Below are 13,625 nucleotides of genomic sequence, written 5' to 3' on the forward strand. Positions count from 1 at the left end.
TCCTTCCAAATTATAAAGATGGAACGGATGGTGTCCACGCTCTTTTATGTTCTACTTCTTCCGCACGACTCTCTACGTCTTCCATTTCTAAATCGAAAATCTTTGCAAATAACGCTAATTTTTCGCCTGCTCCCTCTTCAGCAGCTATTTCTTTCGCTACTAGAATTGGGTCTTTTAATAATTGATTAATAATACTTTTCGTATGCTTACTAATTACTTTTCTCTCACGATCACTAAGAGTTGGTATTTTTCGTTCCAAACTTTCCATCGTTTCACTTTGAATAGCAAGTGCCTTATCACGAAGAGCTGATATTAACGGAACGACACCAAGTGTACTTAACCACGTTTTAAATACAACAATTTCCTCTTCAATCATAAATTGAATTTTCTCTGCTTCTTTTAAACGTTCAGCACGGTTCGCTTCCACTACTCCTTGCAAATCATCAATGTCATACAAGAAAGAACCTTCTAGCTCATCAATTGCTGGATCAATATCACGCGGCACTGCAATATCAACCATAAATAATGGACGACCAGAGCGCATTTTCTCTACCTTTGTCATCATCTCTTTCGTAATGACATAATCCGATGCACCAGTTGAACTAATTAAAATATCAGCTTCTAATAATGCACATTGTAATTCACTTAAAGGTTTTGCGTGTCCCATATATTTCTCAGCCATTATTTCTGCTTTTGAAAGCGTTCTATTCATGACTGTTACTTTACGAGCACCACTTCCATATAAGTTTTGTAGTGCAAGTTCACCCATTTTACCAGCACCGAGAATAAGTACGTGACAATCTGTTAACTCGCCAAATATTTTCTTCCCAAGCTCAACAGCAGCATAACTAACAGACATCGCACTTTCACCAATTGTCGTTTCTGAGTGAGCACGTTTCGCTAATGTAATAACTTGCTTAAACAATTCATTAAAAATTGTCCCTGTTGCTTTTACTTGTTGCGCTTCTAAAAAGCTATCTTTTATTTGACCTAAAATTTGCGTCTCTCCAACTACCATAGAATCTAAACCGCACGTTACGCGGAATAAATGATCGATTGCACCATCTTGTTCAAAAATAGTTAAATATGGTGCGACTTCTTCTATTTCAAGCTGAAACCAATCAGCTAAAAACTTCTTAATATAATACCGTCCCGTGTGTAATTGATCGACAACAGCATAAACCTCAGTGCGATTACAAGTTGATACAATGACATTCTCTAACACGCTCTTTTGATTTTGTAATGTAGTCATTGCTTGCTCTAGCTCTGCTGCCTGAAATGTGAGTTTCTCACGAAATTCTACAGGGGCTGTTCGATAATTTACACTAACAACAAGAATATGCACGCAGCATGTCCCCCTTCACCCGTTTTATCACTTTATCTACTATCATAATACAACTTTCCTCTTATGAATCTGACAATCGTGTGAACAACCGATTATTTTTTTATTTATTCTCCATATGTAAGAAAGGAGATTCAGTAAAATGAATAAAATTTTTCTACTTTATAATGATTATAAATTAATAACTCTATTTGTACGTTACCAAAAAAAGCCCTCATAATCAAGTGATGGAAACTATTCCATATAAATTATAACATCATCTTTCCTATCTTCTTTCATCATGAAGGAAAATATGTATGATTGTTCCAAATTGTAGCACAAACTTTCTCAATACAATGTATTTGACATTGTATTTCTTTTTCGTTATATTGATTTTACAAAATTAAATTGTGTACAACTTAATTAGAAAGGAGTCATTCATGACAGAAGATTCTTTGCATCTAGATAATCAACTTTGTTTTTCTATTTATGCTTGTTCTAGAGAGGTTACACGCTTTTACCGACCATATTTAGAAGAAATGGGCATTACGTATCCACAGTACATTACTTTACTCGTACTATGGGAGCAAGATGGACTAACAGTAAAAGAAATTGGAGAACGTCTATTTTTAGATTCCGGTACGTTAACACCTATGTTAAAACGAATGGAATCATTAAACCTTGTAAAACGCGTTCGTTCCAAAGAAGATGAGCGAAAAGTGTGTATTGAATTAACAGAACAAGGAAAAGATTTACAAGATAAGGCTTGTTCATTGCCGACAACGATGGCAACAAATTTAGGAATTACAGAACAAGAATATCGTTCTTTATTAATTCAATTAAATAAACTAATTGAAACAATGAAAACAATTAATGATAGAAAAGGGGAATAAACATGGATAAATTATATACTGCTTCAGTAACTGCTACAGGTGGAAGAAATGGAAAAGTAGTATCAGATGATGGCATATTAAATCTTGATGTGAAAATGCCGAAAGCACTAGGTGGTGCAGGCGGAGAGGCAACAAATCCAGAACAACTATTTGCTGCTGGTTACGCTGCTTGTTTTGATAGTGCATTACAACTTGTCATTCGTACGAAACGTGTGAAAGTAGAAAGTACAGAAGTAACTGCTCACGTTTCTATCGGAAAAGATACAGATGGTGGTTTCGGCCTATCTGCTGTACTTGATGTACATGTCGCTGGCGTTTCACATAGCGAAGCACAAGAACTTGTACAAGCCGCTCACGGCGTATGTCCTTATTCGAAAGCAACACGAGGAAATATTGAGGTTACATTAAACGTACGCTAAAAGTGTATAAAGAAAAAAACGCGCGACATTCGTCACGCGTTTTTTGTTTTTGTAAATTTATGAATTGCTTTCCATGCTTCTTCTTTCCCAAGTCCTGTTTCAGAAGAGAATAGAACGACTTCATCGCCACTTTCAATATCAAGCGTTTCTTTTACAACTTTTAAATGCTTTTGCCATTTCCCTTTCGGAATTTTATCGGCTTTCGTTGCAATAATAATGGTTGGAATGTCATAATGCTTTAAGAAATCATACATCATTACATCATCATTTGTTGGTTTGTGACGTAAATCAACTACTAATACAGCTGCATCTAATTGCTCACGTGTTGTAAAATACGTTTCAATCATTTTACCCCAAGCCGCGCGCTCTGTTTTAGATACTTTCGCATATCCGTAACCTGGAACGTCCACAAAGTGCATCATCTCATTAATTAAGAAGAAGTTTAATGTTTGTGTTTTTCCTGGTTTAGAAGAAATACGTACTAACTTTTTACGATTTAAAATTTTATTAATAAAGGAAGACTTCCCGACATTTGAACGACCTGCTAATGCAATTTCTGGTAAGTCACCGTCTGGATATTGTTCTGGTTTAACAGCACTAATTACAATGTCTGCTTTTGTTACTTTCATTGTTTCACTCCTACTAATGCGTGCTCCAATACTTCATCTAAATGAGATGCAAGCACAAACGTAAGGTTTTCTTTTACGCTCTCTGGAATATCATCTAAATCTTTCTCATTTTCCGCTGGTAAAATAATCTTTGTTAAACCTGCGCGGTGAGCACTTAATGTTTTTTCTTTTAAACCACCAATCGGTAATACACGACCACGAAGTGTAATTTCACCTGTCATCCCCACTTCTTTACTTACAGGAATACCTGTTAGCGCAGAAATAAGTGCCGTTGCCATCGTAATACCTGCTGACGGTCCATCCTTTGGAACTGCTCCTTCTGGAACATGAATATGAATATCATTTTTCTCATGGAAATCAGGATCAATCTGAAGCTCTTCTGCACGAGAACGAATATAGCTAAACGCTGCTTGTGCGGATTCTTTCATAACATCCCCAAGTTTCCCTGTTAAAATTAATTTCCCTTTACCTGGCGCTACAGACACTTCAATCGCCAGTGTATCGCCACCTGCTGCCGTATACGCTAAACCTGTCGCCATACCAACTTGGTCTGTTTTTTCAGCTTGCCCATAACGGAATATGTGCTTACCAAGTAAATCAACAACGTTTTTCTCTGTTACTACAATACGCTTACGTTCTGCTGTAACGATAATCTTTGCTGCTTTACGACAAACTTTTGCAATTTGGCGCTCTAGTGTACGAACACCAGCCTCACGTGTATAATAGCGGATAATTTCAAGAAGCGCTTCATCACGTACTTGTAAATTACCTTTTCGTAAACCATGCTCTTGTAATTGTTTCGGCAATAAATGTTCACGAGCAATGTGAACTTTTTCAAGCTCTGTATAGCCAGCAATCGAAATAATTTCCATACGATCAAGTAATGGGCCTGGAATACTGGAAAGTGTATTTGCAGTTGCCACAAACATAACCTTGGATAAATCATATGGTTCTTCAATGTAATGATCACTGAAGTTATGATTTTGTTCTGGATCTAACACTTCAAGTAATGCAGCTGATGGATCTCCACGGAAATCGTTAGACATTTTATCAATCTCATCTAATAAAAAGACTGGATTAACTGATTTCGCCTTTTTCATACCTTGAATAATGCGTCCTGGCATTGCTCCAACGTACGTACGACGGTGACCACGAATTTCAGATTCATCACGCACACCACCAAGGGATACACGGACAAAATTACGATTTAATGATGTTGCAATAGAACGCGCTAACGAAGTTTTTCCGACCCCAGGTGGTCCTACTAAACAAAGGATAGGCCCTTTTAATGAATTCGTTAACTTCTGTACCGCTAAATATTCAAGTACGCGCTCTTTCACTTTCTCAAGACCGTAATGATCTTTGTTTAAAATCTCTTCAGAATGAGCAAGATCAATCATATCTTCTGTTGCCTCTGTCCACGGAAGTGCTAATAACCAATCCATATAATTACGAATAACACCGCTCTCCGCAGAACTTGCTGGTAACTTTTCATAACGATCTAATTCTTTCAGCGCAGCCTTCATTGTTTCTTCAGGCATTCCTGACTGTTCAATTTTCTCACGAAGTTCTTCAACTTCTCCGCCCTTACCTTCTTTATCGCCAAGTTCAGTTTGAATCGCCTTCATTTGCTCACGTAAAAAATATTCTTTTTGCGTGCGCTCCATTGAACGTTTCACTTTTTGTCCAATTTTCTTTTCTAAACTAAGTAATTCTTGTTCATCTTGAATAATTGAAATAAGTGTATGTAATCGTTCTTTCACAGATATGATTTCTAAAATCTCTTGTTTCTGCTTCGTTTTAATTGGCAAGTGAGAAGCAATTAAATCCGCTAATCTTCCTGGCTCTTCTACATCGGCTACCGTTGCAAATGTTTCATTTGAAACTTTTTTCGAAACTTTAATATATTGTTCGAAATGCTCCAGTAATGTGCGCATAAGAGCTTTCTCTTCTAAATCAGCTTCCACTTCTTCCGTTATCGTTTTAATAGAAACTTGCACTACATTTTCTTCTTCGATAAACTCTACTACTTCTGCTCTATGTAAACCTTCTACAAGGACACGAAGCGTACCGTTCGGCAATTTTAACATTTGCTTCACTTTCGCCACTGTACCTACACTATATATGTCATCTTCTTTCGGATCATCGATATTCATTTCTTTTTGCATTGCTAAAAAGATGATATTTTCATCCATTGCCGCCTGCTCTAGTGCTTGTATCGATTTATCACGTCCTACATCAAGATGCAGAACCATCGTTGGATATACGAGAACGCCTCTTAATGGTAGGAGGGGCACGATTCTTTCATTCGTATTCATACTAGACATAGCACCTCCATAATAAATTAAACTCCTGTTCAACTATTTTATATTACAATACATCTAGATGCAATTGCAGAGATTCTCCGCAACTGTAAATCCCTCGTTTTTTCTCCCTTATAAAAGAAAAAAGACTCCGCTTAAGCATACAAACTTAAACGAAGTCTGGCAAATACTATTATCGTTCATTCTCACATTGATTGTGCATCTGTTTCGTCTATCGTAGTATGTACATCGAGCTCTCGATGTATATTTTCCTGTATAAACGTTAGCTCAAATACTTCCTTCAACTTCCGAACAGGAATAATTTCAATTCCTTTTATTGTATACAAAAATGGTTGCATGTTTTCAGCAGGAATGATAACTTTCTTAGCTCCTGCCTTTTTCGCAGCTTTTATTTTTGCGTACACACCACCGATAGGTTTCACTTCCCCGTGTATACTTATCTCACCAGTCATCGCTACTTCATTATTCACATACGTATGATGCACTGCTGAATACACACCTGTTGCCATAGCAATTCCCGCCGAAGGCCCATCAATCGGGATACCACCTGGAAAATTAATATGTATATCGTACCCTTCTGGCAATACATCTAGAGATCGAAGCACTGTTAATACATTATCTACAGAACCTTTCGCCATACTTTTACGACGAATGGATTTCGTTTGACTACCAATACTTTCCTCTTCAACAATTCCGGTAACATTTACCGATCCTTTATCTTTCGCCTTGATTGCTGTTACTTCAATTTCTAATAACGCACCTGTATTTGGTCCGTATACAGCAAGTCCATTTACAAGACCGATTCTCGGAATAGGGTAAATGCGTTTTTCATACTTCGGTGTGAGCTGACTAGAGTGAACAACCCACTCTATATCTTCATCTTTAATGAAAGGACGTTCTTCATTTATTGCCATTCCAGCAGAAATTTGTACAAGATTAATCGCTTCTCGCCCATTTCTCGCATACATTCCAATCATTTCAATACCATTTTCACCGATTTGCATTTCCACTTTTTCAGCCGCATTCTTCGCTACTTTTTGAATTTCTTCTGTATCTAACTCACGGAAGAACACTTCTAAACAGCGCGACCGAATAGCAGGAGGTATCTCATCTGGCGAACGTGTCGTCGCCCCAACTAAGCGAAAATCGGCTGGTAAACCTTTTTGAAAAATATCATGTATATACGTCGGAATCATCGTATTTTCTTCACTATAGTATGCACTTTCCAAAAACACTTTTCGATCTTCTAGCACCTTTAACATTTTGTTCATTTGAATCGGATGTAGTTCACCTATCTCATCAATAAACAAAATACCACCGTGAGCATCTGTTACCGCACCTTTTTTCGGTTGCGGAATACCTGCTTGCCCCATCGCACCAGCACCTTGATAAATTGGATCATGCACCGAACCAATTAAAGGGTCTGCAATACCACGTTCATCAAACCGAGCTGTCGTCGCATCCAGTTCAATAAATGTTGCATTTGTGCGAAATGGAGATTTTGGATTTCGTTTTGCTTCTTCTAATACGAGACGCGCTGCTGCTGTCTTTCCGACACCTGGCGGACCATATATAATCACATGTTGCGGGTTTGGACCACAAAGAGCCGCTTTTAACGACTTAATCCCGTCCTCTTGCCCTACAATATCTAAAAAGGATGTAGGACGCACCTTTTCCGCAAGCGGCTCTGTTAAAGAAATCTCGCGCATTTTACGAAGCTGTTCTAATTCTTTTTTCGATTCTCGATCAATTGAAACTTTTTGTGTTCGCTGATTTCGAAGTAAATGCCAAAAATACAATCCGACAATTACACCAAAAACAAGTTGAACAAGTAAAAATATATTTGTCCAGCTCATCATTTATTTCCTCCCGCAATGTTTTATCTCTTAGTATTTCCGCGGAGGAACATAGCTAAACATAAAGAAAAACAGCAATTATAAAAATTGCTGTTTCTCCTTCGCATTATGCAGATGTTTTTGTATCAAGTACAGTACCGTCTTGTAACACCAATTTTGGTGCTGCATTATCAGCTACTGTTTCTTTTGTAAGAATACACTTCTCGATATCTTTGCGAGATGGTAGCTCGAACATTACCTCAAGCATTAAGCCTTCAATAATAGAACGAAGTCCACGAGCACCTGTTTTACGTTCAATTGCTTTTTTCGCAATCTCAATTAGTGCGCCTTCTTCAAACTCTAACTCAACATCGTCAAGCTCCAATAGTTTTTGGAATTGCTTAACAAGTGCATTTTTCGGTTTCGTTAAAATATCAACAAGAGCATCTTCATCAAGCGGCTCTAGGTTCGCAATAACTGGAAGACGACCGATAAACTCTGGAATTAAACCAAATCTTAAAAGGTCCTCTGGTAATACGTGAGATAAAACATGCTTCTCATTTACATCAGCATTTTTCTTCTCAGAACCAAATCCAATTACTTTTTCACCAAGACGACGTTTAATAATTGGCTCGATGCCATCAAACGCTCCACCACAGATGAATAAGATATTCGTTGTATCAATTTGAATAAACTCTTGATGCGGATGCTTACGGCCACCTTGAGGTGGAACGCTTGCTACAGTACCTTCTAAAATTTTCAGAAGTGCCTGCTGCACACCTTCACCAGATACATCGCGTGTAATTGATGGATTTTCGGACTTACGTGCCACTTTATCAATCTCATCAATATAAATGATTCCTTTTTCCGCTTTCTCTACATCATAATCAGCTGCTTGGATTAATTTAAGTAAGATGTTTTCTACATCTTCCCCAACGTACCCAGCTTCAGTTAAAGATGTTGCGTCCGCGATTGCAAATGGAACATTTAAAATACGCGCTAACGTTTGTGCCAGTAATGTTTTACCACTACCTGTTGGCCCGATAAGTGCGATATTACTCTTCGCTAATTCTACATCATCAATTTTGCTGTTAGAATTAATGCGTTTGTAATGGTTATATACCGCTACCGCTAGTGCTTTTTTCGCGTTATCTTGTCCGATGACATACTCATCTAAAATTTCACGAATTTCTACCGGTTTCGGTACATCTTTGAATTCTACTTCTTCATCTTTCGCAAGCTCCTCTTGTACAATTTCAGTACAAAGTTCGATACACTCGTCACAAATGTAAACACCTGGACCTGCAACTAACTTTCGGACTTGCGTTTGTGTTTTACCACAGAAAGAACATTTTAATTGCCCTTTTTCATCATTAAATTTAAACATATTTTCACACCCCTTACAAAGTGCTAACCTCTTGCCTTCGTATGTACACGATAAATGTATCGTATGTAAATACATATTATGTCACTACGTGGCGAGAAATACAAATAATATGACTAGTTATGTACAAATAAAAAGTTTTTAAAACTTTTGAAATATGTATATTCGACTTATTAAGGAAGTTTTCCTTCTTCATCGAAAAGTTTTATAAATATATTTCTATATTTATAAAACAAGGCACGATTAAAATCGCGCCTTGTTATTTTATTATGCAGCGTTTTCTACTAAGAAGTCTACAGCTTTACGAACTTTAAGATCTTCAGCTAAAGCGTCTACGCTTCCAAGAGCTTGCTTGATAGCGTCTACTGGCATACCGTACATTTCAGCCATTTTTTCAACTTCTGCAGTTACTTCTTCTTCAGTAACTTCGATGTTTTCAGCTTCAATGATAGCTTCAAGAACAAGGTTGATTCTTACGCGTTTTTGAGCGTCTTCTTTCATTTGCTCTTTTAACTTGTCAGCATCAGTACCTGTGAATTGATAGTAAAGCTCAAGGTTCATACCTTGTTGGCTTAAACGTTGCTCGAATTCACGAACCATACGATCTAACTCAGTGTCGATCATAGCTTCTGGAATGTCGATTTCAGCGTTAGCAGCAGCTAATTCTACTACTTCGTCACGTACTTTGTGCTCAGCTTCATGCTTTTTGCCTTCTTCTAAGTTTGTGCGAAGTTTTGCTTTTAATTCATCAAGAGTTGCAACCGCTTCGTCAGCTTCTTTAGCGAACTCGTCGTTTAACTCAGGAAGTTCTTTTGTTTTGATTTCGTGAACTGTTACTTTGAATGTTGCTGGTTTGCCAGCTAATTCAGCAGCATGGTACTCTTCTGGGAATGATACTTCAACGTCTTTAGACTCACCAGATTTAAGACCAATTAATTGCTCTTCGAAACCTGGGATGAATGTACCAGAACCGATTGCTAGAGAGTAGTTTTCGCCTTTTCCGCCTTCAAATGCTTCGCCATCAACGAAACCTTCGAAGTCGATTACAGCTGTATCACCGTTTTCAACAGTTCCTTCTTCTTTAACAACTAGCTCAGCTTGACGCTCTTGTAAAGATTTTAATTCGTTCTCTACATCTTCGTCAGTTACAGTTGTTTCAACTTTTTCTACTGCTAAACCTTTGTACTCACCTAATTTAACTTCAGGTTTCACTGTAACTTTTGCAGTGAAGATAAGGTTAGCATTTTTTTCGAACTTCTCAATGTCGATTTCAGGATGAGCAACTGGGAAGATACCAGCTTCATCGATTGCTTCACCGTATGCTTTTGGTAAGATGATATCTAAAGCATCTTGGTATAAAGATTCAACACCAAAGCGTTGTTCGAATAACGGACGAGGCATTTTTCCTTTACGGAAACCTGGTACGTTGATTGTTTTTACTACTTTTTTGAACGCAGCGTCGATAGAGTTGTTTACTTCTTTAGCATCAACTTCGATTGTTAAAACGCCTACGTTACCTTCTAATTTTTCCCATTTTGCAGCCATTTATTCTTTCCCTCCAACTATAATAATGTATGCACATACCTCTATAGATTAAGATCTTCATTATCTCTTTTTTGAAATAACAAAAGTACAAATAATCCTCTAGCAAAAGCTTTCAGATATAATGTTCCAATCTACTAATTGCCTAAAAGACAACTACGGTATATTTTGTTCGAGAATAATATGAAACATATTAAGTAAGAGAATTACACTTCTCTTCTCTTACAAACAGGCAGATTTCTGCCTTTTGCAACCCTTACATTATAACATAGAATATGCTCGTTTCAAGAACCGAACGATTCTTTTTCATAATTATACGGGCAAATATCCTTCTCTTTCAACACGTAATAACCATTGATAGGCAATATGAAACTCTTCTAATTCAATATTATACGCTGTCATAAGCTCTTCTTCATCAATAGTCAACCCGAAACGCTTTCTACCAATTCTCTCTAAAACAGCAGCCCAAATCTCCACTTTATCCATTAATAGAGCGAATGGGAAAATGCTAATTTGTAATTCTTTCCAATATGTAACCATCGCATCAAATATATCAGGATAATTTTGCTCTAATCGACTTGATAATCTATGTATAATGTTATCGGATTGCTCCTCATTATGACCTGTAAATGCCGGAATTACCTTGATTGTATTCCCAAACTTTTCTACCTCTATCTCTTCTTCTATTTGATTTTCTATCATTTTATATAAAATAGAAGTTTTCAAATAAGGGTGCTGTTTTTCGTCTATTAAAAATTTCTTTAAAATAGGTAATGCAAGATCTAAGTCTTTTAACGAAAGTTGCTGAATCGCCCTTAGCTTTTGCCCAAAGTTTTCTCCAAATATTTCATTAGTAAATTCATCTAACTCAAAATTCGAATCAACTCGTGATGTATCTACTTCATTTAACATACCTTCTGCAAATAAAGCGAGCTGTGCTAATTTTTCCTTTTGCTCAGGCATTATATCTTTCGTTTGCAAAACTTTTTCAACAGTTTCAATAACGCCTTCATAATCATTTGTTTGAACTAAAATTGTCACATACGTTTCAAGAATATCACCAAATAAGACCGCTCCTGTTTCCAGTAACTGTTCACATTTCTCTTTCGCTTCTTCCATATGTTTTAATTCTAACAAACAAATAACCGAAGCTAGTTCCGTTTGTTCCGTTTCTGCATTATACTGACGTAATATTTCAAAGCAGCGCAATGCATCTTCGAATTTCCGCTCTTTCAGCGCTAAAAAACCTTCATCAATATAGCGCTCTGATAGTTGCGGAAACAATACGACCGTATTTTCTTTTTTATCCATACGTCCGCCTCTTTTTCTAGATTTTAATTATCTTTAAAGTAAATATATCAAATGAGTAATGAGAACACAACATCCCGAAACCCTTTGTTTGAAATATAGAAATATTTAATTTTTACATTTCAATACAAGTGAATTCCTACTCAAAATTAAAAATATGCAAATAAAAACCCTCAGCAATTCAAGCAGAGGATTCATCATTAATGGAAAGCTTTTATAATAGTGGGGTATATAACAAGGGTAATAATTTGGAGAACAATAATTGCCATAACAATCATGCTAAAGTAGAAGATTGGTTTACTTCGCTTCATTAAAAACATAATGATGAGCATTGTACAAGCAAACAAACTTAAGAAGAACAAACTCGTTGTCGAACTAAGTATACCACTTGGGACAAAGAACAATAACACAACACTACAAGTACCTATAATTCCAAATAACCATTCCATTCATTCACTCATTCCCTTTCCCTCTCATGGTAGTTTCCTCTACGCGATTAAATGTTTTACAACATCAACTACATACGTTAATTTCTCATACGCTACAAATCCAAAAGCAACTGTTAAACCCGTTACGATTAATCCCTTCATTATTTCTTCCTCCTCGTTTTATCGTTGTTACCTTCATTATAGAGGATTAACAATTTGTTACCATCGAACTACCTTACAGTTACCTTACAGAATTGTAAGATTTCAAATGCACAAGTAAATTTAGCAGAGCAGTTTAAAGAAATGAACGAGATTGCCTTTAACTGGCTTGTTGATACGAAGAAACAATATAATGTGAAAGATTATGGTTTTGTATTTGAGAAATTTATTAATAACTAATTTAAAATAAACAAAAAACCTTGTTATCAAAAAATAACAAGGTTTTTTAGCGTCCTAGGAGGGGTTCGAACTCTCAGTCCGCTCATTTCCGTACTATTTTATATATTTTGATCGCAGTCTTAATATATCTTCTCCTTCGCGAATGCCTGCTGATCCCTTCCTCACATTTTTTACGACAGTCCAGTTCGGGTTAGTTTCATCACCGATGTTCTGTACTGTAAAGTTGCCATCACCATATTTCCGTTGACCTTCTGCCAATTTCTCTGTTAAATCATTCTCATTTGATCTCGCCATCTTTGCGCCATCTCCCTTTTTATACGACCTTCTTAAACCATCTAACCAATCACAGGTCTAGTCAATTGGAGATTCTCGTTTTCCGCTTCTATTCATTGTAACACACTGACAGGGATAAGTTTCGATAACGACTGCTCAATCGTACTAGAATGGTAAAAAGTTATAACATTCTAAGTGAAAATTAGGAGAATACGATGTACGACGTGTTATAGAAGGTGTTGATCCCGATACTGGCGAAAAACTTTCATGGTGGGAACGCACCGGTGCTGGTGTCATGGTTTTTGCGGGAAAAAGTTTTATAATATTGTAAGTGAACAGTTAGGAGAATCTGGATATGGATTTGAGTTCCATCATAAACCTATTGATTCTTGAAATGAAATAAGAGGAATAGGGCGCGTAAATGGCGCTCTTTTCTTCATGCACTTTAATCCGTTACACATAATAATTACCATATATTACGTTATTTTTTTACACCTTTTGCACATACATCAATTTGTAGACAAACAAAAAACCTTGTTATCAAAAGATAACAAGGTTTTCTTAGCGTCCCAGGAGAGATTCGAACTCCCGACCGACGGCTTAGCTTACCACCATAGCTTTCGCTACCAGCAATTACTGTTTGTAGTCTGGACTATATCTTCACCATTTCAGGTGCGACACGTGTAGTCTCTACGGAACCTCACGATGATTTTCATCATACTTCAGAGTCTTTACCATTAAGTTTCACTTAATCATTCAAAACTCCTTAATCTTTTTCAAGATCGTAAGTTTCCTCGGTATTACCATCAGCCGAACTGTTAAGGCTTCACCGATATAGTGTCGTCCACTTTATAGGTTCTTGTTTCCCTA

12 protein-coding genes and 2 pseudogenes are annotated in these 13,625 nt (G+C 36.8%); 5 read left to right on the top strand and 9 right to left on the bottom strand.

The annotated features are described in order from the left end of the window. Positions 1–10: 10 nt before the first annotated feature. Complete coding sequence (gene hemA, locus ACTFSI_RS04690) at positions 11–1,345, bottom strand: glutamyl-tRNA reductase (RefSeq protein ID WP_440045251.1); 1,335 nt, start codon at positions 1,343–1,345, stop codon at positions 11–13. A 416-nt stretch (positions 1,346–1,761) separates the two neighbouring features. Here hemA and ACTFSI_RS04695 point away from each other — a divergent pair, with 416 nt between their 5' ends. Continuing rightward, positions 1,762–2,214 (top strand): MarR family winged helix-turn-helix transcriptional regulator, encoded by a 453-nt coding sequence (locus ACTFSI_RS04695; RefSeq protein ID WP_000133920.1) that lies wholly within the window; start codon positions 1,762–1,764, stop codon positions 2,212–2,214. Positions 2,215–2,216: 2 nt separating this feature from the next. Continuing rightward, positions 2,217–2,633: an organic hydroperoxide resistance protein gene (locus ACTFSI_RS04700; protein ID WP_000359782.1), complete on the top strand. Its 417-nt coding sequence runs from the start codon at positions 2,217–2,219 to the stop codon at positions 2,631–2,633. Between the two features lie 32 nt (positions 2,634–2,665). Here ACTFSI_RS04700 and ysxC read toward each other — a convergent pair whose 3' ends face one another. The 7 genes from ysxC to ACTFSI_RS04735 all read right to left on the bottom strand — a co-directional run bounded on the left by ysxC (position 2,666) and on the right by ACTFSI_RS04735 (position 12,104). Next, positions 2,666–3,262, bottom strand: a complete 597-nt coding sequence (gene ysxC / locus ACTFSI_RS04705; RefSeq protein WP_000869113.1) for a ribosome biogenesis GTP-binding protein YsxC — start codon at positions 3,260–3,262, stop codon at positions 2,666–2,668. After that, the gene (gene lon, locus ACTFSI_RS04710; protein ID WP_000097297.1) at positions 3,259–5,589 is read right to left on the bottom strand and encodes an endopeptidase La; all 2,331 of its coding nucleotides are present in this window, start codon (positions 5,587–5,589) and stop codon (positions 3,259–3,261) included. The genes ysxC and lon overlap by 4 nt, the downstream gene beginning before the upstream one ends. 182 nt (positions 5,590–5,771) lie before the next feature. Continuing rightward, the gene (gene lonB, locus ACTFSI_RS04715; RefSeq protein ID WP_014481760.1) at positions 5,772–7,442 is read right to left on the bottom strand and encodes an ATP-dependent protease LonB; all 1,671 of its coding nucleotides are present in this window, start codon (positions 7,440–7,442) and stop codon (positions 5,772–5,774) included. A gap of 106 nt (positions 7,443–7,548) precedes the next feature. Next, a complete protein-coding gene (gene clpX, locus ACTFSI_RS04720) occupies positions 7,549–8,808 on the bottom strand; it encodes an ATP-dependent protease ATP-binding subunit ClpX (protein WP_000472282.1) in 1,260 nt (419 codons plus the stop codon). A gap of 264 nt (positions 8,809–9,072) precedes the next feature. Beyond that, the gene (gene tig / locus ACTFSI_RS04725; RefSeq protein WP_000729258.1) at positions 9,073–10,350 is read right to left on the bottom strand and encodes a trigger factor; all 1,278 of its coding nucleotides are present in this window, start codon (positions 10,348–10,350) and stop codon (positions 9,073–9,075) included. A gap of 309 nt (positions 10,351–10,659) precedes the next feature. Further along, positions 10,660–11,658 carry a hypothetical protein gene (locus ACTFSI_RS04730; RefSeq protein ID WP_044791184.1) on the bottom strand — a complete coding sequence of 333 codons (999 nt, stop codon included), beginning with the start codon at positions 11,656–11,658 and terminating at the stop codon, positions 10,660–10,662. 197 nt (positions 11,659–11,855) lie between these two features. Then, positions 11,856–12,104: a hypothetical protein gene (locus tag ACTFSI_RS04735; RefSeq protein WP_001983650.1), complete on the bottom strand. Its 249-nt coding sequence runs from the start codon at positions 12,102–12,104 to the stop codon at positions 11,856–11,858. A 237-nt stretch (positions 12,105–12,341) separates the two neighbouring features. On the opposite strand from ACTFSI_RS04735, the pseudogene ACTFSI_RS04740 reads away from it, so the two are divergent. Then, a pseudogene (locus tag ACTFSI_RS04740) lies at positions 12,342–12,482 on the top strand (YvbH-like oligomerization domain-containing protein); the annotation flags it as partial. A gap of 93 nt (positions 12,483–12,575) precedes the next feature. Here the strand turns inward: ACTFSI_RS04740 and ACTFSI_RS04745 are convergent. Next, positions 12,576–12,776, bottom strand: coding sequence for a hypothetical protein (locus ACTFSI_RS04745; RefSeq protein ID WP_000124461.1), 201 nt, complete (start codon positions 12,774–12,776; stop codon positions 12,576–12,578). 208 nt (positions 12,777–12,984) lie between these two features. Between ACTFSI_RS04745 and ACTFSI_RS04750 the strand changes: the two genes are divergently transcribed. Beyond that, positions 12,985–13,086, top strand: coding sequence for a pre-toxin TG domain-containing protein (locus ACTFSI_RS04750; protein ID WP_410560942.1), 102 nt, complete (start codon positions 12,985–12,987; stop codon positions 13,084–13,086). Further along, a pseudogene (locus ACTFSI_RS04755) lies at positions 13,056–13,148 on the top strand (DUF6572 domain-containing protein); the annotation flags it as partial. The gene ACTFSI_RS04750 and the pseudogene ACTFSI_RS04755, both read left to right, overlap by 31 nt. Positions 13,149–13,625: the final 477 nt, after the last annotated feature.

The organism is Bacillus cereus group sp. MYBK101-2, from assembly GCF_051918845.1.
Classification (GTDB): Bacteria; Bacillota; Bacilli; order Bacillales; family Bacillaceae_G; genus Bacillus_A; species Bacillus_A paranthracis.